Origin of the sequence: Enterococcus ureasiticus, from assembly GCF_001730285.1 — a bacterium.
In the GTDB taxonomy this organism is placed as follows: Bacteria; Bacillota; Bacilli; order Lactobacillales; family Enterococcaceae; genus Enterococcus_L; species Enterococcus_L ureasiticus.
Map to the genome: position 1 here is coordinate 209,510 of NZ_MIJZ01000014.1, position 25,564 is coordinate 235,073.

Below are 25,564 nucleotides of genomic sequence, written 5' to 3' on the forward strand. Positions count from 1 at the left end.
GTTTATTTTATTTTATTATTTTTTAGCTTCTTTTTTACCAATAATCGTGACTAAAAATGACAATAACGGTAAAATATAGCAAAATACTGCATACGGCAAATAATTTACTGTTGCAATCCCTAACGTTGCCGAAATAAAGACACCGCTCACTCCCCAAGGAATCAGAGGATTCACGACTGAACCTGCATCATTCAATCCTCTAGACAACAAGGTCAATGGAACATTTTTTTCTTTAAATTTATTGATAAATGATTTTCCTGGTAAAATGATCGACAGATACTGTTCGCCAATCAGCACATTGATACCTATCGAACTCATCATCGTAATAAAAATCAGCTTTTGACGAGAATTGATCACTGTTTCAAACCGATGAAGCAAACATTCAATAATTTCCATTTTTACTAATAGTCCACCCAAAGCCAATGCTAAAATAATCAACGATACCGACCACATCATGCTTTGAATTCCACCTCTGGAAAGCAGTTCATCCACTTGTGGGTTACCAGTCTGAGAAACAAAACCATTTTGGATCATATCGGCTGTATCCACAAATGAAAAATGGGTATTCATCACGAACATCAAAACCAATGATGTACAAATACTCAACAGCAATGTGGGAATTGCAGGAATCTTCTTCCAGGCACAAACGAATAAAATCGCCAATGGAATCAGCTCAACAAAAGATATCGTAAAATGGTCACTTAGCGTATTCACAATGTCGTGTACACTTGTACTGTCCAAAGCGCCATCATAGTGCAATCCCATGACTAAAAAATAACCGAATGAAAGCACAGCTGCTGGAATCGCAGTTTTATATGTATTTTTCAAATGTTCAAATAAATCGACTTCTGAAATTGCCGCAGCTAAGTTCACTGTATCTGAAAGTGGCGAAATCGAATTTCCCAAAAATGCACCTGACACAATTGCACCTGTTGTTAATGCTGGATCAACCCCAATCAAGCTACCCATTCCTAAAAAGGCAATCCCGATCGTTGAAATCGTGGTAAAAGAGCTACCAACCGCTCCCCCTACAATACCGCAAACAATAAAAACAGTCGGAATAAAATATTTCACAGACAAAAAAGAAAAACCTAAAACCATGATCGTCGGAATCGTTCCCGCCGCAATCCAAACACTGATCAAAGCACCAATCAAAATGAAAATCAACATCGGGATAATACCAGAAGAAACCCCATCGATCAATGCATCATGAATAAAATCCCAAGAAAATTTCTTATATACCGCAAATAAAAGCAAATAACCAATCGCAATCAAAATAGCAACATGAGCAGGAATACCGAAACCAATAATACTGGTACCAATCATCAACAGTAATGTTATTAATAAGAAAACTGCTTCGTTAAAATTCACTTGATATGTTTTCATACATTGTTCCCCACATTTTTTTAGAAAGTCGATGAATACTCTTATTCATTTTCTCTCATTATTTTTTATAGAAAAGCTGCAGCTATGGCAAAGCTGATTTAGCGCTTTGCCACACCCACAGTATTTCAACTTACAATCATTTATTCAGCGTAAATTGCTTCTAATTTTTCTTGGATTGCTTGTTTAATTTTTTTAGCGTATTCATCAAAAACTTCTTTATCATTCATATACGGAGACATACCTGCAGCACGTAAAATCGTTACTTTATCTGCACGTTCCCATTCAGCGCGGGAGAACCCTAAGCTGTTTACAAATTCAAATGGGCTGTGACCATATTCTTCGATGGCAAAATCAGTATGTGAAGTAATGAATTCATTGTTATATAATCCACCTTTTGCATAAGATGCATAGTCGTAGAAATCATGGTTTAATTTATTCATTTTCACAAGATCTGTATTGCCTTTTTCATTAAATACATAATCAACCATATTAAAATCAGGTTTTGTTAACGCATGGATTTCAATCGTTTTATCGCCAACTTTAAATTCCAAACCATCGATAAAGTGATAGAAATGATAAGCCCCTTCAATACTTGCACCCATTAATTTACCGTAACCTGTTACGTTAAGTGGTAATACTTTGTGAGCCGTCCAAACAGCGGCAGCCGTTGCACCAGCTTTAGATCCTTCAAGAATGTAAGCTCCTAATAAGGCTGGAATATCTGCCCCTTTTTCAAATACATACGTTGCAAAGTAAGAAATCACGTCACGCATACGGATATCTTTGATGACAACACCACCAGCAGAATATGGAATGTAGCCCATTTTATGTGGATCGATTGTTACAGATTCAGCTTGTTCGATTGCTTTGAATGATTCATAAACTTCTCTTGTCAACCAATCATTTTTTTCTTGGAAGATATTATGTTTGGCATAGGTTTCTTCAATTTTATCCCATTCGATAAATTGATCATTTTCATCTAAGAAAATTGACCGTCCATAACCGCCGTAAGCTGCATCGACATGTACATAGAAGTAGATGCCTTCTTTTGCTAATTTATCACGTAAAGCGATGATTTGATCGATACGATCGACTTGACCTTCTTCTGTCGAACCAACCACACCAACAACTCCAAGAGTCGGAATACCTTGTGCTGCTAAATCACGAATTTGCGCTTCTAATTTATCAATATCCATACGGTATTCACTATTTACTTCACCAGCGATCACTTGGTCTAAACCAATCCCGATAATGTCAGCCGCTTTTAACCATGAATAATGTTTTGTTTGTGGCACGATCCATTTACCTAATTTATCTAAGTTTTTACCACTACGAGCTGATTGCGCTTTGATCTCGTCAAAGTTATCTTGCACTTGATCCAAAATATCTAAAACTTCTGTTGTAGACATGTTCAACAATTCCCAGTCCGTTTTACCTGCAACCATTTCTGGCACAACAGCTTGAATAGCAAACGGTAATGATTTCATATTGCGGGCATACCATAAACCTTCTAAGTTAGCAATCGAACCATCAGCTGCGATGTGACCCCAACCATCTTCATACCCCATCAATGTAGCAAATTCCATTCCAACTTCTTCTTCCATTTGTGAAGTTGCTGGTGATGACTCATAAGCCACGTTATTGCCGTTCCAAAGCATTGCAGTTGTATAGGCAATAATTGATGGCATTAATGTTTCGGCGTTCATATGACCCCAAAAACGGCCTGCTGAGTGCCAAGGAAGTGATTCAGTGCGTAAACGTGAAGATAAAACATTGAAAACACTTCTCATATTGTCCGCTGTTTCTTGGAAACTTTTAGAACTTCTATCTTGTGGTGAAATCACTGGTAAATCTTGCGGCATGTAATTTTGTCTCCAGCCAACGTGCTCATCGATCATTTTGTTTAACAGTTCTTTGAATAAATCAACGTTTTCACCTTTATCACCTATAAATAATGCTTTTAAATTTGTATCGTCAGTATTGAAATTTTTCATGATATTTTCCTCCAATAGTTTCATAATTGATCATGCTGAAAACTCTATTTTTTATCGTTATTTCTTATTTATCTGTTTTCTTCCATTCTGGTTTCTTTTTCTTATAAATGATCAATGCAATACCGATCATAATAACAGTTGCTGCCACTTGGAAAATAATATATGCTACATGTCCACTTTGCGGAACAGAAGTTGGTGGAATCAAGCTGACTAGAATTGTAACAACCACACTAACGATCGCTAAAACAGAGACAAACCACATCAAGCCATTGCCTTTACTTCCTAATCTAAATGGACGTTTCACATTCGGCATACTGTAACGCAACTTAATCGCTGAAAGTGAAATCAATAGATACACTACACAATAAAGAATCGTCGTTGTAATCGTGATGATCAAAAATGCTGCACTGATATCTGGCACAACAACATATAGGAATGAAACAAGTGAAATAACAATCGCTTGGATCATAACAAAAACAATTGGAATTCCTTTTGCGTTACGTTTTTGGAAGAATGGTGGTAAGTTCCCTTCTTCTGCTACTTTGATCATTGATTTACTTGGTCCTAAAACCCAAGCACTCAATTGAACTAAGACACCGATTAAAATCATCAAGGAAATAATATTATTGAAAATTGCTGGAATTCCTAAATCTTGTGTCATGATCACAAATGGTTGTGTGATATTAGCTAGTTCCATTTTTCCAGCTGGTACACTATCTGCCACACTTAAACCAGCTACTAAGTTGAATACAACTAATAGTAAAACAGAAGCAATCACAGCAATTGGATAATTACGTTTTGGGTTATCGATATTGTTTGCATGAACAGATGAAATTTCTACTCCAGCAAAAATGAAGATAATTCCTGTTAATGTCGGTAAGCTACCTAAATCACTAAAATCAGGTAATAACTTGCTCGCTTCAAAATGACCTAAATAACTATCTTGGTTGATTCCATGTTTTGCCATGTACATCATTCCTAAAATAACTAATGCCACAAAAGGAATATAAACACCGATCACAGCGCCCCAGTCACCTGCAATTTTTACCATGTCAAATTTCAAATTCAGCAATGTAATGCCCCAATAAGAAACCAATATCATGATAAAAATGAATAAATTATTGTGTCCTAAATCTGGACGGTCAATGACATACCCTAATAACACTCCGACAGTTGAAGCAACCATCACCATTCCGAAAAACATTTGTACCCATAATAACCATGAAGTAACAAAACCCCATTTTTCTCCAAAAGCATTACGTACCCAAACTTGAGGGCCGCCTTCTTCTGGCCAGCCAGTTGATAACTCAGCTGAAATCAAAGCAATTGGTAAAGCAAAGCAGCATGCTGCGATTAACATATAAAAGATTTGTGCCCATCCTGTTGATGCTAATGTTGGAACACTACGAACCGTTCCAAAAAAGGCCATGGTAATTCCAATTAATCCAAATAATGATAATTTCTTATTCATGTTTCTATTTGACCTCCTGATTAAATTTATTTTTTGTTTCCCACATGTGAAATCACTCCCAAAGTATAGGTAGCTTTAAGCCTCAAGTCAAAAAGAGCAGAATTAAAAAAAAAGGCCGTTATTTAACATTCATCTACTCTATACAGCGCGTCAGCGCTCCACTGCACTAAAGCTTTTGTGTGAAAAAAATAACGTAAAAGATCTAATTGTAAAAAGGTCGTTCGCAATTGTTAGAAATTATATTTGTCTTTATATACTTTCAAAAAACCTAGATTAAACCAAAATCGACTTATATGAGAAATACCTCATTTAAAAATAATAAAAGTAAAAAAGAAGTATTTGACAAGTTGGCTTATTTGTCGTAGAATTGCTACAAAATAACATATCAAACTTTAATAAAGCGAAGTAGCAAGAATGTCCCTATTTCAGAGAGTCAACATTTAGTGAGAGTTGGCATATACATTTTTTGTGAATTACACTTTTAGTTTCCTACCGTAAGTAGGCGTCTATCTACGATACAGATTTGAGAGGTATATGGTTTTTCATATACAATTTGGGTGGTAACACGGCGGAGTTCGTCCCATAGGCTAATAGCCTATGGGGCGTTTTTTATTTTATTTAGGAAAGGAAGAAGAAACATGACAAACATTATTGATGAATTAGAATGGCGCGGCGCCATCAACCAACAAACAGATAGCGAAGGTTTACGTGAATACGTTGAAACCGAGAGCATTTCACTATATTGCGGTGTTGACCCTACAGGAGATAGCATGCATATCGGGCACTTGATTCCTTTTATGATGCTAAAAAGATTCCAAGCCTTTGGACATCATCCATTTATTTTGATCGGTGGTGCAACTGGAACGATTGGAGATCCAAGTGGACGCACGACAGAACGTCAATTACAAACAATGGAAACTGTTCAACACAATGTTGATTCTTTAACAAGACAAATGGAAAAACTATTTGCTGTAGATACTGACAACACATTAACACTCGTAAATAACTACGACTGGACACACAACCTTACTCTTTTAGATTTTTTAAGAGATTACGGTAAATTCTTCAACATCAATACCATGCTTGCCAAAGATATCGTAGCAAGCCGTTTAGAAACAGGGATTTCGTTTACAGAATTTACGTACCAAATCCTACAATCAATGGACTTTTTACACTTATTCCAAAACAATAACGTTCGCATGCAAATTGGTGGAGCTGATCAATGGGGCAATATTACAGCAGGGCTAGACTTGATTCGTAAAAAAGAAGGCGCTGATGCAAAAGCCTTTGGTTTAACAATTCCATTGATGCTAAAAGCGGACGGAACAAAATTTGGTAAAACAGCCGGTGGCGCCGTTTGGCTTGATCCAGAAAAAACAACACCTTACGAGTTCTACCAATTCTGGGTAAACCAAGACGACCGTGACGTAATCAAATACTTGAAATTCTTTACTTTCTTAACAAAAGAAGAAATCGATGCCTTAGAAGTCAAAGTCCAAACAGAACCACATTTACGTGAAGCGCAACGCGTATTAGCTGCCGAAATGACAAAATTTGTTCATAGTGAAGCTGATTTAAATGATGCACTAGCCATTTCAGAAGCATTATTCTCAGGTAATGTAAAAAATCTAACTTCTAAACAAATTGAAGAAGGCTTTAAAAACATGCCTACTATTGAAACAGAAACACTTGATCAAACTCTTGTAGACTGGTTGATCGAACTTGGAATCGAACCTTCTAAACGCCAAGCGAGAGAAGATATCACAAATGGCGCAATTTCAATCAATGGTGATCGTATTAAAGAGTTGGACTTTGTCGTTACAGCAGAGCATAGCTTTGACGGAAAATTCATTATTGTGAGAAAAGGTAAAAAACAATACACTTTAGTGAAATTAATTTCTAATTAAACAAGAATGACGCTATTTTTAAAAGGTGAAGCAAAACTAATTTAGTTTTGCTTCACCTTTCTTTGTTTGATTTTTTACACGTATCCATTCAATTTACTGGACAAAATACAAAAAAGTTTTATAATAAAAAATGCTTGCTAAGAAGTATATAGTGAGTAAAAGAAACATTATTGCTATGTATTATCTAGCTTCGCGGGCTAGCTCTTCGGAAAAAAGATAAAATCTGATTGTGCCAAAAAACGCCACTCTCAATTTTTCCTATTCTTCAGTCAAAGTTAAACGAGTCCGCTACGCTTTTAAATTAGGAGGAACTTATGAAAATCGATAAGATACAAGACGGTCACGGTGATGAGTTTTTCCGTTCTCTGTTAGCTCTGGAAACATTGGAAGATTGTTATAATTATTTTGATGACTTGATGACACTAAAAGAACTAGATTCAATGATCCAACGATTTGAGGTTGCAAAGTTGTTAGTCCTAAATAAAACCTATACTGATATTGCTGAAGCTACTGGCAGCAGCACTACAACGATTTCTAGAGTTAAAAGAATTATAGATGAGGGAAACGGCGGATTGCTTGAAATGGTTCATAGAATCGAGGAACAAGATGATAGAGATCTCCATCGATGAAAAGAGTTATTTTTTGAGTTTTTAAATAAAACAAAAGACCGAGCTTGGCTAGCTCGGTCTTTCTTTGTGTGACAAATATGCTATTTAAATATGAATTGGCAAACCTAAAGCCAACTCAGAAGCATCCATAGTAATTTCCCCTAAAGATGGGTGTGGATGGATCGTTAATGCGATATCTTCAGCATTCATGCCAGATTCAACCGCTAATGATAATTCAGAAATCATATCACTTGCGCCAACTCCGCCGATTTGTGCTCCGATAATTACATTGTCTTCGTTTGTTGTTACCAAACGTACGAATCCTTCAGTTTTACCTAAAGAAATAGCACGGCCGTTACCAGCGAATGGGAATTTGTAAGCAGTTGCTTCTAATCCCGCTTCTTTGGCTTCAGCAATTGTCATACCAACACTTGCTAATTCTGGATCAGTAAAAGCTACAGCAGGCATTGCTTTGTAGTCTACTTCAACTTTTTTACCAGAAATTGCTTCTGCTGCAATTTTAGCTTCGTAGCTTGCTTTATGAGCAAGAGCAGCACCTGGTACGATATCACCAATAGCGAAGATATTTGATACGTTTGTTCTACCTTGTTTGTCCACTTTAACTAAACCACGTTCGCCAACTTCAACACTGGCTTGTTCTAAACCAAGATCATCCGTGTTTGGACGACGTCCAACTGTTACCATTACATAGTCAGCAGTGACTGATTCTTCTTTGCCGTCTACTTCATATTTTACAGTTACGCTGTCGCCATTGTCGATTGCTTCTTTAGCCATCGCTTTGGTTACAACTGTTACATTTTTCTTCTTGAAGTCATCTGTAACTAGTTTAACCATGTCTTTTTCATAAGTTGGTAAGATTGAAGGGCTACCTTCTAAAATCGTTACTTCAGAACCAAGGTTTGCATATGCTCCGCCTAATTCTGCACCGATAACACCGCCACCGATGATAACAAATTTCTTAGGTACTTCTTTCAAGTTCAAACCACCTGTTGAATCTAAAACACGTCCGCCAAATTTAAATCCAGGGATTTCGATTGGACGAGAACCTGTTGCTACGATTGCATTATTGAATGAGTAAGTTTGAGCTGAATCCGGATGAATGACACGTAATGTGTTTTCATCAACGAAGAAAGCTTCTCCTTCAATAATTTCGATTTTATGTTTTTTAAGAAGGAAACCAACACCACTTGTCAAAGTGTTAACAACTTTGTTGTCTTTCCATTCTTGTGTTTTTGTAAAGTCTAACTCAACATCTTTAGCTGTTACACCAAACATAGTTGAATCTAGTGATTCTTGATAGTGATGTCCAGCTGCGATCAATGCTTTAGAAGGAATACATCCAACGTTCAAACATACACCGCCGATAAACTCACGTTCAATGATCGCAACTTTTTGACCCATTTCAGCAGCACGAATTGCTGCAACGTATCCTCCAGGGCCTGAACCAATTACGACTGTATCTAATTCAATGGCGAAATCTCCTACTACCATGTGATAATCATCCTTCCATTAATAATAATTCTGGATCAGCTAATAAACGCTTGATGTTGTTCATTGCTTTTTGAGCAGTCGCGCCATCAACGATACGGTGGTCAAAACTCATTGAAAGTTTCATGACACGTCCAACAACGATTTCACCGTCTGCATTTACAACTGGTTGTGTAGCGATTGTACCAACACCTAAAATTGCAACTTCAGGGTAGTTGATAACTGGTGTAAACCAGCCGCCGCCAACTGAACCAATATTACTGATTGTGATAGAGCCATCACGCATATCCGCACCAGTTAATTTGCCTTCAATTGCAAGAGCTGCTTTTTCGTTGATTTCATCAGCGATAGCAAACATACTCTTAGTGTTCGCATTTTTAACGTTTGGTACATATAAACCATGATCAGTATCTGTTGCGATACCAATGTTATAGTAGTTTTTATATACGATTTCTTGTGCTGCGTCATCAATTGATGCATTCAAGATTGGGAATTTTTGAACTGTTGCAGTTAACGCTTTAACAACATATGGTAAGAATGTTAATTTTGTGCCGTTTGCAGCAGCAACATCTTTAAATTTCTTACGGTGATCCCATAATTTAGATACTTCAACTTCGTCATGCAATGTAACGTGAGGTGCAGTGTGTTTACTGTTAACCATCGCTTTAGCAATTGCTTTACGAGTTGGTGTCATTTTCTCACGAGTTTCCGCTTCACCTAAATCAGAAACAAATGGTTTAGCAGGTGCTTTTGGTGCTGCTGTTTCAGTTGTAGCTGTTGCTTGTGGAGTTGCTGCAGTTTGTTCAGCTTGTGCTGGTGCTGCTGCTTGTCCGCCACCTGAGATAAAGCTTTCGATATCTGATTTTGTGACACGTCCGCCTTTTCCAGTTGGTGCAACTTGTGTAATATCAACATCTTTTTCACGAGCAAATTGACGTACTGATGGCATAGCCAGAACACGTTTATTTGGATCAGCAGCTGCTACTACACCTGTTGATGCTGCAGGTGCTGGTGCTGCTTGTTCTGTTTGAGCAGGAGCACTTGCTACTGGAGCTGAACTTGGTGCAGCGTTATGTCCTGGTGCATCGATTTCAATCAATACATCCCCAACATTTGCTACTGTACCTTCTGGAACAACGATGTTTTTAACTGTACCTGTAACTGGTGAAGGAATTTCTTCAACAGATTTGTCGTTTTGAACTTCCAATAAAGTATCATCTTCATTGATTGTATCGCCTGATTTAACGAACCATTTTACGATTTCACCTTCTGCAATACCTTCACCGATATCTGGTAATTTAAATTGGAAAACGCCGCCGCCATTGTCTGCTGCTGGTGCTTCTGGAACTGCTGCTGGTTGTGCAGGTGTTTGTTCTTGAGCTGGAGCGGCTGTAGGTGCTGCATCATTTTCAGGATGTCCTGGTGCATCGATTTCGATCAATACATCCCCAACATTTGCTACTGTGCCTTCAGGTACTACGATTGATTTAACTGTTCCTGTAACTGGAGATGGAATCTCTTCTACAGATTTATCGTTTTGAACTTCTAATAGTGTATCGTCTTCATTGATGGTGTCTCCTGCTTTAACGAACCATTTTACGATTTCGCCTTCTGCAATACCTTCACCAATATCTGGTAATTTAAACTGATAAGCCATTTTTTAGTCTTCCCTTTCTTTTACGTCTAACTTCACAAGATAACCTTGGCAACAATAAGTCCAAACTTTCTCATGATAAAAAATCAGTGAAAGTTCAGTCTTATTGCTCAAGGTTCAGTTATTCTGCTCGACTATTTAATTAAAATTCTGCGATTTCTCTAGCTTTCGCTTCGATATCTTTAGCATTTGGCAACCAAATGTTTTCTGCTTGTCCAAATGGGAAGATTGTATCTGGAGCAGATACACGGCCAATTGGCGCTTCTAATGATAATACTGCACGTTCAGAAATTTCAGAAACAACCATAGCACCAACGCCTGCTTGTTTTTGAGCTTCTTGAACAACGACTACGCGGCCAGTTTTTTCAACTGATTTAATGATTGTTTCAACATCTAAAGGAGCGACAGTACGTAAGTCAATGATTTCAACAGAAATATTGTCTTTCGCTAAGTTGTCAGCAGCTTTGATTGCTTCGCGAACCATTGCACCGTAAGTGATGATAGAAACATCTGTACCCTCACGAGTAACAGCTGCTTTATCTAAAGGCACTTCATAAGACTCATCCGGCACTTCCTCACGGAATGAACGGTATAGTTTCATGTGCTCTAGGTAAACAACAGGGTCATTGCTTCTGATTGCAGAAATCAATAGTCCTTTTGCATCATATGGATTTGATGGGATAACAACACGGATACCAGGGGATTGAGCAATCAAACCTTCTAAGTTATCTGAGTGAAGTTCTGGTGTATGCACACCACCACCAAAAGGCGCACGAACAGTAATAGGCATGTTACGTGTTCCACCCATACGGTAACGAGTACGAGCCATTTGACCTACGATTTCGTCAAACACTTCAAATACGAATCCAAAGAATTGGATTTCAGGAACTGGACGGTAACCTTCTAATGCTAAACCGAAAGCTAAACCACCGATTCCAGATTCTGCTAAAGGAGTATCGAAGACACGGTCTTCACCAAATTTTTCTTGTAAGCCTTCAGTTGCACGGAAAACTCCGCCGTTTTTACCAACGTCTTCACCGAATACTAATACATTTTCGTCTTTCTCTATTTCAAGAGCTAAGGCATCTGTAATTGCTTGGATCATTGTTTTTTGTGCCATGATTATTTCGACTCCTTCGCTTCGTAGAATGCAATTTGTTCTTTAATGTTTTGAGGTTGAACTTCAAACATATTTTTCAAGAAATCAGAAACTTTTTGTTTTGGAACTTTATCTGCTTCTGCAATTGCTACTTTGATTTCTTCTTTTGTTTTTTCGATTACTTCGTTTTCTTTTTCTTCAGACCATAAGCCTTTGTCTTCTAGATATTTACGGAAACGAACTAATGGATCTTTTTGTACCCATTCGTCATCCATGTCTTTTGAACGGTAACGAGTTGGATCGTCACCTGATAATGTATGTGGACCATAACGGTAAGTTAACGTTTCGATCAATACAGGGCCGTTTCCGTTTGCAGACCATTCGCGTGCTTCTTTTGCAATTGCATACACTGCTAATGGGTCCATTCCGTCAACGACGATTCCTGGAATTCCTGCCGCTACAGCTTTTTGTGCTAACGTTTTAGCTGCTGTTTGTTTTTCACGTGGTGTTGAAATCGCAAAACCATTGTTTTGGATGATAAACACGCCGTTTGCATGATAAGCACCTGCAAAGTTGATTGCTTCATAGAAATCACCTTGTGAAGAACCGCCATCACCTGTATAAGTGAAGACAACGTTTTTCTTGCCGCGTTTTTTCATTCCTAAAGCAACACCAGCTGCTTGAATGTATTGCGCACCAATGATGATTTGTGGTGGTAAAGCATTTAATTCTGGTGCGTAGTGGTTACCTGCTACATGTCCACGAGACCAAAGAAAAGCTTCTGTTAATGGTAAGCCGTGTTGAACTAATTGAGGTACATCACGGTAACCTGGTAATAGGTAATCTTCTTTTTCCATAGCAAATTGACTTGCTAATTGGCTTGCTTCTTGTCCAGCTGTTGGTGCGAAGAAGCCTAGACGACCTTGACGGTTCAAAGCAGTTGAGCGTTGGTCTAATACACGTGACCAAACCATACGAGTCATTAATTCTACTAATTCGTCATCTGATAAATCCGGTACAGCATCTTCATTTACGATTTTCCCATCTTTATCTAAAATTTGAAATGTTGGGAAATCAGCGTCGACTTTTTCCATAAGTGCTTTAAAGTCAATAGGTTTTTGTTTCTTTGCCTTTGCCATTTTGTCACACAATCCTCTCTGTTACGTTTCTTTTTTTCGTAAAAAATAAAACAGTGTTAAAAACTGTATTACTTTTTATCGACTACACTTACAAATTATCACTAAACAGATAAAAGAGCAAGTAAAAAGTTAGCATTTCTTTAAATTTGATTAAAATACCCGAAACCTTTCGTACCAAAGGTTAGTGATTAAAATCACAAACAAGAAACCGTTTTACAAAAAGCCTCCACAATCGTATCTTTTGACACTCATCTGTTATAGTCCCTTTGATCATTGTTATGCTACAGAAGATTTACAGGTTAGAAATTCTTTGCTAAAAATTGAACAGACTTTTTTCGAACACAAGAAAAAGAACAAAGACAAAAATTTATGCATTTTGCCTTTGTTCTCTAAAAAACGAATATTAATAATCAAAAAATAATTTTTCGTCACTCTTTCCGAATAACAGATTCAACCACAAAGAAATTTTTCGTCATTTCTTCTAAATGATAGTTTTTGAAAAAATGGACTAACCATTTAATTTCACCAAATCGTCTACCGAATAAAAATTCGAAATCTTCTTTTTCTAAATCAAATCCACTCTTTTGTGATATGAATATAAAGTCGTTTCGCAACTTCTACTGTAATTAAATATAGTACAATGATCAAAATGAACCAGCCCCAATAATTAGCTGGAAGTTTCACAAAGTCGAAAACCTCCCGAATTGGTGTCAAGACAATCAATAATCCTAAAGCGACTGCTCCTAAACTGGAAAGAATTACAGCTGGTGATGCAATACTTTGAATAAATGGTATTTTTCTAGTCCGAACCATTTGAACAACTAAGGTTTGACTAACTAAGCCAACTACAAACCAACCTGTTTGGAACAAATGTTGACTGCCGATCGTGTTAGCGCTGAAGACAAACCACATCACGAGATAGGTCATAATATCAAAGATACTACTTACCGGTCCAATGCATAAGGTAAATTTCATCAGGCCATTTGTTTCCCAACGAACAGGTTTTAATAAATCTTCTTCATCCACATTATCCCAAGGAATGGCCAATTGCGCGATATCATAAATTAAGTTTTGGATCAATAATTGAATCGAAAGCATTGGTAGAAATGGTAAAAAAGCACTTGCGATCAGTATTGAGAAAACATTCCCAAAGTTAGAACTGATCGTGATTTTAATGTACTTCATCATATTACTAAAAACTTTTCGACCTTCGATCACACCATCTTCTAGAACATTCAAGCTTTTTTCTAGTAAAATGATTGAGCTGGCATCTTTTGTAATATCGGCCGCTGTATCAACGGAAATTCCAACATCTGCTTTACGAAGTGCTGGTGCATCATTGATTCCATCTCCCATGAAACCAACTGTGTGACCATTACCTTGCAGTGTTTCAATGATTCGAGACTTTTGCATCGGATTCAATTTAGCAAATAAATTGGTTTTTTCGACTTCTTCTTTCATTTGTTCATCAGACATATTATCGATATCAGATCCAAGTACAACATGTGACACTTCTATTCCTACATCACTACAAACTTTTTTAGCAACAATATCATTATCACCTGTTAAAACTTTTACATTAACACCATGTTGATGTAACGACTTGATTGCAGTAATTGCTGATTTTTTTGCTGGATCCAAAAAGCCCATAAAACCGATCAGTGTCATTCCTTGTTCATCTTCTACACTATAAATGGCTTCGCTGTGAACATCTTTTTTAACGGCAACTGCTAAAGCTCGCATACCTTGTTCATTCATCCGAATATTGACTTCGCGCATTCTTTTTTGCAACTCGGGTGTTAACGGTACGATTTCGCCATTGATTTCAGCATGTGTACAAACAGCTTCCATCTCTTCAACAGCACCTTTAGTGATCATAAATTGATGACCATCTGCATTGACGACCACAGTTAAACGACGACGGGAAAAGTCAAACGGAATTTCATCTAATTTTGTCACCGAATGATATGGACTTTGATTGTTATTTTCTTCATAAAAATTGATTACCGCTATATCCATCAGATTTTTCCAGCCGGTTTGATAATGAGAATTCAAAAAAGCCATATCTAGAACTTGATTATTGACTTCACCTAATGGATCCAGATGTTGTACTAAAACGACTCTATCTTCTGTAATCGTTCCTGTTTTATCTGTACACAGAATATCCATACTACCTAAATTCTGAATAGAAGGTAATTCTTTTACGATCACCTTATGTTTGGATAAACTTAACGCACCTTTTGCTAAGTTACTGGTTACGATCATCGGAAGCATTTCAGGCGTTAAACCAACTGCCACAGCAATCGCAAAGAAAAACGCTTCGCCCCATTCACCTTTCGTGATACCATTGATCAAAAATACGATTGGAAACAAAATCATAACCATTCTTAGTAGAAATTTACTGACTTTCGTCAAACCAATATCAAAAGAGGTTTTTCCACGTTGGGTTGTCGCATTTTTGGCAATATCCCCGAAGAACGTATTTTGTCCAGTCTTCAAGATAATCGCTTTTCCTTGCCCACTCAATACGTCGGTTCCCATAAAAATCAAATCCTGCATATCTAAAGCAGAAACAGATTCAGAATTTTTATCAATTCCTGCTTCAACAAATTTTTCTACCGGCATTGATTCACCCGTCAAAGAAGATTGATTGATAAATAGATCCTTTGTCCAAATCAGCACGGCATCTGCTGGAATCATATCTCCTGTCGCAAGTGTTACAATGTCTCCTGGGACAACTTCGTCCATTGGAATTTCTTTCGTTTGGCCGGAACGCGTTACAGCTGTTGTATTTTCGATGAGTTCTTTTAGATTTAAACTTGCTTTTTGGGAACGATACTCTTGAATAAAGGCAATAATAACACTAGCTAAAATCATGATTCCCATTACAAGTGCTGCTTCAAAATCTTTTGTTGCAGCTGAAACGACCATCAATAAAGCCAATACATAAACAAATGGATCTTTAAATGCTTCTAAAAACATAATAATTGCTGGTGTTGGTTTTTGTGCGGACACTTCATTTGGTCCATACTCTTCTAAACGATTTTTGGCATCTTCTTCGGATAGCCCCTTTTCTGAGGTACGAAGTTCCATCATCAATTCACGTTCAGATAGCATTGCTAATTTTCTTAATTCTTGGTCTTTTGTTGTTTTCTTGATATCTGCTATTTTTTTGTTCATCATTATCTTTTCCTCCTTTTTCTTCATCCAATATAGAAGAGGAAAGAATTATTATTTCAATTCCATCGTTTCTAAGATGAAGGGGACATTTAGTTTATTGCTCGACTGACTGGGGTCTTCCATGTAGCTCTTCCTCTCTTTTGATCATTTTGGAACGATGGATTTTTTTAATTGTTTGGTTAGCATTTTGCTATCTGGATTTTATTTTCTTCCTGGCTGTTTGTTTTTTTTTGCGGAACTTCGCTCCCTTTGGTCGCCAAGTACTGTTCATCATCAGCTCTGGCAAAGACAGTTGTTTCTTCATGTCTTAGAGATCTTGATATCTGGCGTTTATTTTCTTCCTGGCTGTTTGTTTTTTTTGCGGAACTTCGCTCCCTTTGGTCGCCAAGTACTGTTCATCATCAGCTCTGGCGAAGCCAGTTGTTTCTTCATGTTTTAGAGCTCTTGATATCTGGCGTTTATTTTCTTCCTGGCTGTTTGTTTTTTTTGCGGAACTTCGCTCCCTTTGGTCGCCAAGTACTGTTCATCATCAGCTCTGGCGAAGCCAGTTGTTTCTTCATGTTTTAGAGCTCTTGATATCTGGCGTTTATTTTCTTCCTGGCTGTTTGTTTTTTTTGCGGAACTTCGCTCCCTTTGGTCGCCAAGTACTGTTCATCATCAGCTCTGGCGAAGCCAGTCGCTGTGATTCACAGCAAAAACGCACACTCAACAATAGAGTGTGCGTGAAATAGCAACTTAAATAAAAGTTTCTCTATCGTTGAGCTTTAGCACTATAGGGCGTAGATAATTTCTTATCAGCTACGTTATGAATGACCTTAACGATCATTCCTGTTCAACCAACTAAGAGTCTCTCGATTCTTTCGCGGCAGCAGCATGTGTCCAAATAGGAGCCTCACCTAACAATTATTCAGTTCTTAATCCATAATCATCATAATTCATATTTTTACAATTGTCAAAAGATAAAGAAATAAACAAAAAATAATCATTTTTAGTTACACTGATTGACCTAAATCGGCTATTCCTTGATGAATTTCTGCTCTTGAAAAGTTTGCCTCTTTTAATTCTTCGTCCGATAAATTGTTCACCCTATCATAAAACCAATTACCCAAGTCGAAAAACTGTTCGTCTGTCATTTTTTTAGATTCTGAAAATAGTATATTTTCAGCCTGATTTACTTTCAATGTCAAAATCAGTTCTGAAAGATAGCTTTGGATTGGAACAGAATAGTTTTCTCCAGTCCCTTCATCTGTCACCTGAATCATTGGCATGACTTGGACTTCTGACGCTTTTTTAAAAGGGTTAAACACAGCGGCTTTCACTTGCCTCATAAACCAATCTTTTTCATATTCCATCATTGTTATTCCACTCCTTTTTTAATAGTGCTTAAATAACTAAACAGACTTTTACTCATCGTTTTCTAATCTTCTATTTAAGTTTACCATTAAAAATAGGAATTGCTAGGGGAAATTTCAATAATAAATAAAAACTGAAACACACATTTTGCGGTTTCAGTTTCTTGATAGATCTATGAAATTACCTTCACGACAAATATTTAGATAGTTTAAATTAAACTTCTGGAATTGGTTCACTTAACAGAATTTCTCCACTTTGCCCAAAATAATCCACCTGCATAGCCAATAAATCTGTCCGCCAATAGGCTACTCCTGCAGCTCCAGCAAGCTCTGTGAATTCTTCAAAAGTAATGTCACCCGCTTGCGCTTTTAAAACTGCTTTTTTTATTGCTGTCGAAGATTCTTTCATATCAACATTTTTAGGTGTGCCATTCAGTCGGATTTCAATGTATGATGCTTCATCATAGTAGCGATACATACCTGCACCTACTAAATAATCATATTTTTTAACGCCAATCTTTTTAAAATCGCGGATCAACTCGGAAAATTCGCCTGCATTTTTTTCATTATTCACAATTTCTTCAATTGCTTTTAAATTGAGACTCATTAGTTTCACTCCCCTTAATCGTATAAAAATAGATCTAAGTCAAAACTTATCAAGCTTTGACCCAGATCTTGGTCAGTCAAAATTATAGTGATATTTCAACAAAATGATTGATTATTTAACTTCTTCAGCTTCTGCCATATCTTCAATATATTTGTAGACTTGTTGTCCAGCAATTCCGCCCTCGCCAACAGCTGTTGTGATTTGACGTAATGTTTTTTCACGAACATCCCCAATTGCAAACACACCGGGCATACTTGTTTTCATATCTTGATCCGTTTCGATCCAGCCTTCAGCATTCGTCAAGCCAGCTTTTTTGAACGGTTCTGTTAGCGGATCAAGTCCAACGTAGATAAAGACACCATCAGCTGGAATCTCTTTCACTTCATCAGTCAAGATATTTCTTAATTGCCCACCAGTTACAACCTTATCATTTCCAACGATTTCTTCTAAGACAGTATTCCACTCAAAAGAAATTTTTTCATTGGCAAACGCACGATCTTGAATGATTTTTTGCGCACGTAACTCATCACGACGATGCACGATCACAACTTCTGAAGCAAATTGTGTTAGGTAAATCGCTTCTTCAACGGCTGAATCGCCGCCACCAATCACTAAAAGTTTTTTGTTACGGAAAAAGGCACCATCACAAACTGCACAATAAGACACACCACGGCCTGCAAATTCTTCTTCCCCTTTCACACCTAATTTACGGTGTTCACAACCTGTTGCTATGATCACTGTTTTGGCTTGATAGGTTTTATCATCACAAATGACCTCTTTATAAGCACCTTGATCTTTGATATCCATCACAATACCATAGGCATTTTCAGTACCAAATTTTTCAACGTTTTCGTACATTTTATAAGCTAACTCAGGTCCCATGATCGAATCAAAACCTGGATAGTTTTCTACTTCAGCTGTATTATTCATTTGTCCGCCTGGCGCACCGCGTTCGATCATCAATACTGAAAGATTAGAACGTGACGCATATAGCGCTGCAGTCATTCCAGCAGGCCCTGCTCCAATAATAATTACATCATACATAAGTTTTTCACCCTCCGAATTTTTCAAGTACATTTACTTTACAACTTAACGAATTGATTGTCTATCTTTCTGCCCAGTGATAGTATCTGCTCAAAACAAATTTATTTTGAGTCATTTATTTCCGTTTCCCATTATATCATGCTTTTTTCTCGATAGCATCTCTTTTATACTTACTTTTAATAAGAAAAAAACGTGGAGCAAAACTAATTATAGTTTTGCTCCACGCTATGAATCTGAATAAATATCGAGAAAAAAGTAGCTCCTGCCTCAGTCTCTCCTTTTACCCTTCACTATTTTGCAGTTTATACATATCTGCATACAAACCCTTTTGAGCTAATAAATGGTCATGATTGCCTCGTTCAACGATTCGGCCTTTATCCAATACTAAAATCAGATCCGCATCACGAATGGTAGATAGACGGTGAGCAATCGCAATGGTTGTTCTACCTTGACGCATATTTGCTAAACCTTCTTGAATCAAGCCTTCTGTTTCCGTATCGATATTCGCTGTTGCTTCATCCAGCACAAGGATTTTTGGATCCGTTACAATCGTTCTAGCAAATGAAATCAGCTGACGCTGGCCGCTTGAATAACTGGCTCCTCGTTCGATGACTTTTGCATGGTATTTTTTTGGCAAGGTTTCTATAAATTTATCAGCCTGAACAAATTCCGCTGCGGCTTTGATTTGCTCATCTGTGATTTCTGGATTCAACATCCGAATATTCCCAGCAATATCACCATAAAACATAAACGCATCTTGTAAAACTAACCCTAATTTTTTCCTTAATTCTGGCAATGGATACTCACGAATATCACGATCATCGATCAAAATTTCACCTTCATAAAATTCGTAAAAACGCATCAAGACATTAATGATCGAGCTCTTACCACTACCAGTATGCCCAATCAATGCGACAGTTTCACCAGGATTGGCAATAAAGCTGATATTATTCAAGACATTATTCTCTCCATCATAAGAAAAACTAACATTACGAAATTCAATTTTCCCACGAATAATTTCTGCATTGGCTCCAACTTTTTGCTGCGGTGTCAATTCTTCGTTATCAAAGATTTTCAAAATGCGGCTACCAGCAACCATGCCATCTGTAAAGACGCTTAGAAAGTCCATCATTTGCGTCATTGGATTAAAAAACGCCTGGACATACGTCACAAAAGCATAAATCATTCCAGCTTCAACAGGAGAATGTAAAGCATCATACCCAAATAAAGCCAAGGTCAAGCCAATCGCTAGTGTATAAAGGAAATTAATGATTGGTCCTAATAACAATGAATTGGTCTTAATCATTAAAAAACGTGTCCGTAAATAGTCATTATTCGTTTCTTCAAATTCTTTTTCTAAACGATGTTCTTGCCTAAACTGCTGAATGATTTGCATACCTGAAATGTATTCATTTAGCTTTGTGTTCAGCTGACTTAGTTTTTCACGCATACTTCTATAGATTCTAGAACTGAATTTTTGATAGTACCAAATCACGATCAGCAAAATAGGTAAGAAAATCAAATTATACAACGCAATTTTCCCACTGATTTGAAACATCGCAATAAAGGAAGAAACCACGGCAAAAATACCTGTTAAAACCATCAAAAAGACATACCAGAATTCAAATAAGGTTTCCGTATCGTTTGTTACACGAGAAACGATCGAGCCGGCTGGTGTTTGATCAAAATAACGCATACCTAATGTTTGCAGTTTTTCAAACAACTTCACGCGAATATATTGATAGGTTTTCAGTGAAGCAGTCGAATATAAAAACCATTGGAAAAACCAGACGACACTTTTAACGATCACGCCGAAGAGATACAACCCAGCAAAAAAGAGAATGACTTGATTGGTAGCCGTTTTCGTTGTTAAATAATCATCCATAAAGGTTTGAATGATCCTTGGTAAAAGAATATTGATAATTGACAGGATCAGAGCGAACAAAATTGCTGTTAAAAAAGTACGGCGAAATGGTCGTGCAAATTTCAGCAATCGTTTAACGATCGAAACTTGTTCTTTTAACGGAACTGATTTTGTCCATTCTGATTCATATTTTTCTTCCATTATGCTTCACTCCCTTCAATCTTAGCTTCTAATTGTTGTTTATCCCACATACGCTTATACCATCCAGCAAGCCTTAACAGCTCTTGATGTGTTCCACGTTCAACGATTTTTCCTTCATCTAAAACAATGATTTCTTTTGCATGCATCACACTACTTAATCGATGAGCTGCAATGATTGTTGTTTTTTCTTTTCTTGCTTCTTTTAAATTAGAAAGAATTGCTTCTTCCGTTTTCGCATCGACTGCTGATAAAGCGTCGTCTAAAATCAGTAATTCAGGATCGACGATCAACGCTCTAGCAATTGAAATCCGTTGTTTTTGACCACCTGATAAAGAAACGCCGCGTTCGCCAACCAACGTCTCATAGCCTTTAGGAAACGCTTTGATTTCATTATTGATAAACGCCATTTCAGCTGCTTGTTCTACTTCTGCTTCGGTAAAATCAGGATTAGCAAAACGAATATTATCCCGTACTGTCATTGAAAATAGAAAATGATCTTGAGGTACATAGCCCATCGAATTCATCAACGCATCCAATGAATAGTCTTTGATATCATGACCACCAAACGTTACGCGGCCTTGATAATGATCATATTCACGCATCAATAATTTTAAAATCGTCGTTTTCCCAGCTCCAGTTTTCCCAACGATTCCTAGCGTTTCTCCTACACCAACTGTAAATTTGATTTGTTCCAAGGTTGCATTATCATCTTTTGGATAGGTGAACTGAGCAATTTCCATCGATAACCGACCTTTAGCAGGTGTTTGGATTGCATCTTTTTTCTCAATAATATGTGTCTTTTCATGGAGCAACTCATTCACACGATCATAACTTGCATTGCCTCGCTCCAGTACATTAAACAAACGACCAATTGCAAACATCGGCCAAACAAGCATCCCTATATAACTTATAAATGAAATCAATTGCCCAATCGTGATCGTGCCTTCCATAATAAAGCGTCCACCCACGATGATGGTCAGAACATAAGAAATCCCAATAATCAACGTAATAAATGGATCAAATAAAGCATCTAGAAAGTTTACTCGTTTATTTTTAACAATCGCATCATCAATTTTCTCTGTAAAATCCTGAATATCTTCTTTTTCCTGACCAAATGTTTTGATTACTTTTATACCTGTGATGCTCTCTTGCGTTTTATCATTGATCGTAGAAAACGCTGCTTGTGAGTCTCGAAAAGCATCATGCAATTTTGATCCTAGAACTCTTGAGGTCACAGCTAGTAATGGCAAGGGAATCAGCGCGATCAAGGTCAAACGCAAATCTACAAACAAAATCATAGCAACAATCGTAGCGCCCCCTGTGATCAATGAATCCGCAAAAGTTAAAATACCCGCTCCTGCAACGTTTTGAATCGCATTCAAATCATTTGTTGCATGTGCCATCAAATCTCCTGTTCGATATTTCTGATAAAAATCATTATCCATTTTTGTGAAATGATGGAATAATTGCCGTCTTAAATCCTTTTCTAGTCTTGCTGCACTTCCCCATATATGCGTCCGCCAAATGTAGCGAAAAATATATTGTGCTAAAGCTGCTGCTAAAAGAATACTGACCCAAAACAAAATAGGTTTGATCGTCAAATTTTTTGCAGCGATTTTGTCAACAACAATCCCAATAACTTTTGGCGGAACTAATTGTACCAGCGCCACCATAACCAATGAAAATACCCCAATGATATAACTTTTTTTCTCTTGTTTGAAAAACCACCCTAATTTTTTAAATATAGACATGTACATTCTCCTCTTCTAATTAACTACTGTGCGCTCACATCTTTCACTTGTTGTTTGCCCATTTCAATACAACTCCTTTCATTTATTAAAAAATAAGTGCAAAAAAAACGGGCCAAAAAATCGGCCCGTTGTGCTCTTGAATTCTGAATAGCAGTGAAAAAACCTTATTTGTCTCCTTGGTTCTTCATTTGCTGCATCATTTGACGAATCTTCTTCTCAGAAGGTTTTTGTCCCATAGACATCATCATCATTCGTAACATTTCCTCATTAACGGGAGGATTCTTTTTAAAATAATCTTGCATATATTTGCGCGCAAGGAAAAATCCACCTGCTGCACCTGCTAATAAAGCGATAATCGCGATCAATACTACTAAACCTGTTGACATATAAATCTCTCCTTTCTATTAGAAAAGCTGGACAAGAACTTCTGCGGGTCTGTTATGCAGTCACTATTCTTATCTAACCTACCGTTTCTCATTTTTAATAGGATTATTTATCCCTATTTTGTAAATTGCTCTCAAGAAACCATTTTACTAGAAACAGACCAAAAAGAAAAGGTCTTTTGTCATATTCTTCACAAGAAATTTACGAAAGACCATTTCATTTCTGTTCTTATTGTTGCGCTTCGATTTTTTCCAATAAATCTGGATCGAATTTTTGTGATTTTAGCATGGCAATTTCATAGCCATAAGGCGCTTTGCTTGTCTTTTTATCGGCACCCACATAAGGTGTTTCTAAAATTTTAGGTAGTTCCTTCAATTTTTCATGATGAACCACTTTATTTAAAGCGTCAAAACCAATCGTTCCAAAACCAATATTAGCATGGCGATCTTTATGAGAACCCATTGGATTTTTAGAATCATTGACATGAACGACTTTCAGACGATCTAACCCAATGATTTTATCAAATTCTTCTAAAACACCGTCAAAATCATCTTTTACATTATAACCAGCATCATTGATATGACAGGTGTCCATTGTAACAGACAATTTTTCATTTAACTTAACGCCTTCGATGATCGTGGCTAACTCTTCAAATGTACGACCTAATTCAGTCCCTTTACCTGCCATTGTTTCAAGTGCAATTTGTGGAACTTGCTCTTTCCATAAAACTTCATCAAGACCTTTGATGATTTGTTTCAAGCCTGCATCCACGCCAGCTCCTACGTGAGCACCTGGATGAAGTGTGATTTGTGTTGCACCTAATGCATGAGCACGCTCAATTTCTTGGCGTAAAAAAGAAGTAGCAAATCCAAAATTCTCCAATTTAATCGTGTTACCTAAATTAATAATATAAGGAGCATGTACAACGATATTGCTTAAATTATGCTCAGTCATATACTTTTGACCTGCATCGATATTCATCTCTTCAATCGGTTTACGACGTGTATTTTGCGGCGCCCCAGTATAGATCATAAACGTCGTCGCATCATAACTCGCAGCCTCTTCCGCTGAACCTAATAACATTTTTTTACCACTCATACTAACATGTGAACCTAATAACATAATGATCCTCCTAATTTTAAAAGCGTAGCGGACTCACTCAGTCTCTACTGGAAAACTAATCCACTTTTGAGATAACTATATACTCACAAAACCTCTGCTAAATTCAACATCCTTTAAAAGAGTACGTGAAACAATCAGAAAAAACAATTTTTTTGCTTCTAAAAAAACTGTATCTACTTCTTATTTTTTTCTTCAAAATGAGTATAACTATCGACCCATTCCTCCATTGAAATTTTACCAACTAATTCCCCAATTAATTCATAAGGAATATTTTTTGGATTACTGAATCGAATACAACTTTTCCCCATATTCAACTTCGTTGGAACTGCCTTTTGATATTCTTCTTGAAACCAAGTCAACAATTCTTTATTCCCCATGATTCCCATATGATACAAGGATAAATGCTTTTTCTGAGCTGCTAAACTAATAAACGGTAATGGTTCATCTTTTCTACCCAGATAGCCATCGGCAAACACGCTTAAAGGAACAACATAAGTTGGCATCCCGTATTGCATGCGCAAGACAAATCCTTCAGGTATATTTTCAGCAATGACTTTCGCTAATCGTTGATAAGAATCCTGCCATTTTTCATCGATGTTCTCTACATATTCTTGAACCTGATTCATAAATATCCTCCATATCTTAACCACTCTTTTTTTAGTCCCATGTTAATTTATCTAATAAAGCTCTTATTTCTCCGTAATTTCAGACTTCTATTTTGCTCTGCAATATACTGATAGTGTACCATAGAACTATTACTACTTTCACTCTCTATGTTTTTTTAATTAAAATAAATCCAGCTCTCTTTACACCATGGTATACTAAATATATTATTCGATAAGAAAGTAGGTAGAAACTATGACCATCATTGAAAAATACATCTCAAACACGCCAGAAGATCGCCACGCTAAACTACAACAGCTCTATACAATAATCAAACAACTTATCCCTGAAGCAACGGAAAAAATGTCCTATGGAATGCCGACCTTTTATTTAAATGGAAACTTAGTTCACTTTGCTAATGCTAAAAATCATATTGGGTTTTATCCAGCTCCATCAGCTATTGAAGCCTTTAAACTTGAGCTTGCAGAATTTAAAACAAGTAAAGGAGCCATTCAATTTCCTCTTGATCAAGAGTTACCAGTAGATTTAATCAAAAAAATCGTATTATTTCGATTAGAAGAAAATGCTAAAAAATAAAAATGCTTATAAGATCAATCTTCGTTTTCATATGAATCAATCAAAAATACAGATAGACTTTTTCCCCTTTTATATTAAGTTTTTTTTGATTA

At 36.9% G+C, this 25,564-nt stretch carries 19 protein-coding genes, 1 riboswitch and 1 other annotated feature; of the genes, 3 read left to right on the top strand and 16 right to left on the bottom strand.

The features are described 5' to 3' along the window. Positions 1-15 precede the first annotated feature (15 nt). The 3 genes from nhaC to tyrP all read right to left on the bottom strand — a co-directional run bounded on the left by nhaC (position 16) and on the right by tyrP (position 4,851). On the bottom strand, positions 16-1,386 hold the full coding sequence (nhaC, locus tag BCR21_RS11810) for a Na+/H+ antiporter NhaC (RefSeq protein WP_069646654.1): 1,371 nt from the start codon (positions 1,384-1,386) through the stop codon (positions 16-18). A 140-nt stretch (positions 1,387-1,526) separates the two neighbouring features. After that, positions 1,527-3,380 carry a tyrosine decarboxylase gene (gene tdc / locus BCR21_RS11815; protein ID WP_069646655.1) on the bottom strand — a complete coding sequence of 618 codons (1,854 nt, stop codon included), beginning with the start codon at positions 3,378-3,380 and terminating at the stop codon, positions 1,527-1,529. Between the two features lie 64 nt (positions 3,381-3,444). Further along, positions 3,445-4,851 carry a tyrosine-tyramine antiporter gene (tyrP, locus tag BCR21_RS11820; protein ID WP_069646656.1) on the bottom strand — a complete coding sequence of 469 codons (1,407 nt, stop codon included), beginning with the start codon at positions 4,849-4,851 and terminating at the stop codon, positions 3,445-3,447. A gap of 383 nt (positions 4,852-5,234) precedes the next feature. Further along, positions 5,235-5,437, top strand: a binding site (T-box leader). Between the two features lie 52 nt (positions 5,438-5,489). Here tyrP and tyrS point away from each other — a divergent pair. Then, complete coding sequence (tyrS, locus tag BCR21_RS11825; RefSeq protein WP_069646657.1) at positions 5,490-6,758, top strand: tyrosine--tRNA ligase; 1,269 nt, start codon at positions 5,490-5,492, stop codon at positions 6,756-6,758. A 314-nt stretch (positions 6,759-7,072) separates the two neighbouring features. Then, on the top strand, positions 7,073-7,387 hold the full coding sequence (locus BCR21_RS11830) for a YerC/YecD family TrpR-related protein (RefSeq protein ID WP_069646658.1): 315 nt from the start codon (positions 7,073-7,075) through the stop codon (positions 7,385-7,387). A gap of 84 nt (positions 7,388-7,471) precedes the next feature. Here the strand turns inward: BCR21_RS11830 and lpdA are convergent, their stop codons facing one another. The 13 genes from lpdA to BCR21_RS11895 form a co-directional block, all read right to left on the bottom strand. Further along, positions 7,472-8,878, bottom strand: coding sequence for a dihydrolipoyl dehydrogenase (gene lpdA / locus BCR21_RS11835; protein ID WP_069646659.1), 1,407 nt, complete (start codon positions 8,876-8,878; stop codon positions 7,472-7,474). 7 nt (positions 8,879-8,885) lie between these two features. Beyond that, the gene (locus tag BCR21_RS11840) at positions 8,886-10,532 is read right to left on the bottom strand and encodes a dihydrolipoyllysine-residue acetyltransferase (RefSeq protein WP_069646660.1); all 1,647 of its coding nucleotides are present in this window, start codon (positions 10,530-10,532) and stop codon (positions 8,886-8,888) included. Positions 10,533-10,671: 139 nt separating this feature from the next. After that, positions 10,672-11,649 carry an alpha-ketoacid dehydrogenase subunit beta gene (locus BCR21_RS11845; protein ID WP_069646661.1) on the bottom strand — a complete coding sequence of 326 codons (978 nt, stop codon included), beginning with the start codon at positions 11,647-11,649 and terminating at the stop codon, positions 10,672-10,674. A gap of 2 nt (positions 11,650-11,651) precedes the next feature. Then, positions 11,652-12,767, bottom strand: coding sequence for a pyruvate dehydrogenase (acetyl-transferring) E1 component subunit alpha (gene pdhA, locus BCR21_RS11850; protein WP_025869280.1), 1,116 nt, complete (start codon positions 12,765-12,767; stop codon positions 11,652-11,654). A 570-nt stretch (positions 12,768-13,337) separates the two neighbouring features. Beyond that, a complete protein-coding gene (gene mgtA, locus BCR21_RS11855; RefSeq protein ID WP_069646662.1) occupies positions 13,338-15,950 on the bottom strand; it encodes a magnesium-translocating P-type ATPase in 2,613 nt (870 codons plus the stop codon). A gap of 739 nt (positions 15,951-16,689) precedes the next feature. Next, positions 16,690-16,858, bottom strand: a riboswitch (M-box (ykoK) riboswitch). An 81-nt stretch (positions 16,859-16,939) separates the two neighbouring features. Continuing rightward, positions 16,940-17,302 (bottom strand): DUF6483 family protein, encoded by a 363-nt coding sequence (locus BCR21_RS11860; RefSeq protein ID WP_069646663.1) that lies wholly within the window; start codon positions 17,300-17,302, stop codon positions 16,940-16,942. A 211-nt stretch (positions 17,303-17,513) separates the two neighbouring features. Further along, positions 17,514-17,906: a DUF1398 family protein gene (locus BCR21_RS11865; RefSeq protein ID WP_069646664.1), complete on the bottom strand. Its 393-nt coding sequence runs from the start codon at positions 17,904-17,906 to the stop codon at positions 17,514-17,516. A gap of 111 nt (positions 17,907-18,017) precedes the next feature. Beyond that, complete coding sequence (trxB, locus tag BCR21_RS11870) at positions 18,018-18,950, bottom strand: thioredoxin-disulfide reductase (protein ID WP_069646665.1); 933 nt, start codon at positions 18,948-18,950, stop codon at positions 18,018-18,020. Positions 18,951-19,230: 280 nt separating this feature from the next. After that, a complete protein-coding gene (locus BCR21_RS11875) occupies positions 19,231-21,015 on the bottom strand; it encodes an ABC transporter ATP-binding protein (protein ID WP_069646666.1) in 1,785 nt (594 codons plus the stop codon). After that, positions 21,015-22,766 (bottom strand): ABC transporter ATP-binding protein, encoded by a 1,752-nt coding sequence (locus tag BCR21_RS11880; protein WP_069646667.1) that lies wholly within the window; start codon positions 22,764-22,766, stop codon positions 21,015-21,017. Before BCR21_RS11880 ends, BCR21_RS11875 begins: the two co-directional genes overlap by 1 nt. A gap of 164 nt (positions 22,767-22,930) precedes the next feature. Then, positions 22,931-23,152: a YneF family protein gene (locus BCR21_RS11885; RefSeq protein WP_010760812.1), complete on the bottom strand. Its 222-nt coding sequence runs from the start codon at positions 23,150-23,152 to the stop codon at positions 22,931-22,933. Between the two features lie 226 nt (positions 23,153-23,378). Beyond that, positions 23,379-24,272 carry a deoxyribonuclease IV gene (locus BCR21_RS11890; protein ID WP_069646668.1) on the bottom strand — a complete coding sequence of 298 codons (894 nt, stop codon included), beginning with the start codon at positions 24,270-24,272 and terminating at the stop codon, positions 23,379-23,381. Positions 24,273-24,445: 173 nt separating this feature from the next. Then, positions 24,446-24,898 (bottom strand): DUF1801 domain-containing protein, encoded by a 453-nt coding sequence (locus BCR21_RS11895; protein ID WP_069646669.1) that lies wholly within the window; start codon positions 24,896-24,898, stop codon positions 24,446-24,448. A 232-nt stretch (positions 24,899-25,130) separates the two neighbouring features. Between BCR21_RS11895 and BCR21_RS11900 the strand changes: the two genes are divergently transcribed. Next, complete coding sequence (locus BCR21_RS11900; RefSeq protein ID WP_069646670.1) at positions 25,131-25,472, top strand: iron chaperone; 342 nt, start codon at positions 25,131-25,133, stop codon at positions 25,470-25,472. Positions 25,473-25,564: the final 92 nt, after the last annotated feature.

Coding starts and splice junctions, on each gene's coding strand:
- nhaC (WP_069646654.1), bottom strand. CDS start 1,386: ATGAAAACATATCAAGTGAATTTTAACGAAGCAGTTTTCTTATTAATA.
- tdc (WP_069646655.1), bottom strand. CDS start 3,380: ATGAAAAATTTCAATACTGACGATACAAATTTAAAAGCATTATTTATA.
- tyrP (WP_069646656.1), bottom strand. CDS start 4,851: ATGAATAAGAAATTATCATTATTTGGATTAATTGGAATTACCATGGCC.
- tyrS (WP_069646657.1), top strand. CDS start 5,490: ATGACAAACATTATTGATGAATTAGAATGGCGCGGCGCCATCAACCAA.
- BCR21_RS11830 (WP_069646658.1), top strand. CDS start 7,073: ATGAAAATCGATAAGATACAAGACGGTCACGGTGATGAGTTTTTCCGT.
- lpdA (WP_069646659.1), bottom strand. CDS start 8,878: ATGGTAGTAGGAGATTTCGCCATTGAATTAGATACAGTCGTAATTGGT.
- BCR21_RS11840 (WP_069646660.1), bottom strand. CDS start 10,532: ATGGCTTATCAGTTTAAATTACCAGATATTGGTGAAGGTATTGCAGAA.
- BCR21_RS11845 (WP_069646661.1), bottom strand. CDS start 11,649: ATGGCACAAAAAACAATGATCCAAGCAATTACAGATGCCTTAGCTCTT.
- pdhA (WP_025869280.1), bottom strand. CDS start 12,767: ATGGCAAAGGCAAAGAAACAAAAACCTATTGACTTTAAAGCACTTATG.
- mgtA (WP_069646662.1), bottom strand. CDS start 15,950: ATGATGAACAAAAAAATAGCAGATATCAAGAAAACAACAAAAGACCAA.
- BCR21_RS11860 (WP_069646663.1), bottom strand. CDS start 17,302: ATGATGGAATATGAAAAAGATTGGTTTATGAGGCAAGTGAAAGCCGCT.
- BCR21_RS11865 (WP_069646664.1), bottom strand. CDS start 17,906: ATGAGTCTCAATTTAAAAGCAATTGAAGAAATTGTGAATAATGAAAAA.
- trxB (WP_069646665.1), bottom strand. CDS start 18,950: ATGTATGATGTAATTATTATTGGAGCAGGGCCTGCTGGAATGACTGCA.
- BCR21_RS11875 (WP_069646666.1), bottom strand. CDS start 21,015: ATGGAAGAAAAATATGAATCAGAATGGACAAAATCAGTTCCGTTAAAA.
- BCR21_RS11880 (WP_069646667.1), bottom strand. CDS start 22,766: ATGTCTATATTTAAAAAATTAGGGTGGTTTTTCAAACAAGAGAAAAAA.
- BCR21_RS11885 (WP_010760812.1), bottom strand. CDS start 23,152: ATGTCAACAGGTTTAGTAGTATTGATCGCGATTATCGCTTTATTAGCA.
- BCR21_RS11890 (WP_069646668.1), bottom strand. CDS start 24,272: ATGTTATTAGGTTCACATGTTAGTATGAGTGGTAAAAAAATGTTATTA.
- BCR21_RS11895 (WP_069646669.1), bottom strand. CDS start 24,898: ATGAATCAGGTTCAAGAATATGTAGAGAACATCGATGAAAAATGGCAG.
- BCR21_RS11900 (WP_069646670.1), top strand. CDS start 25,131: ATGACCATCATTGAAAAATACATCTCAAACACGCCAGAAGATCGCCAC.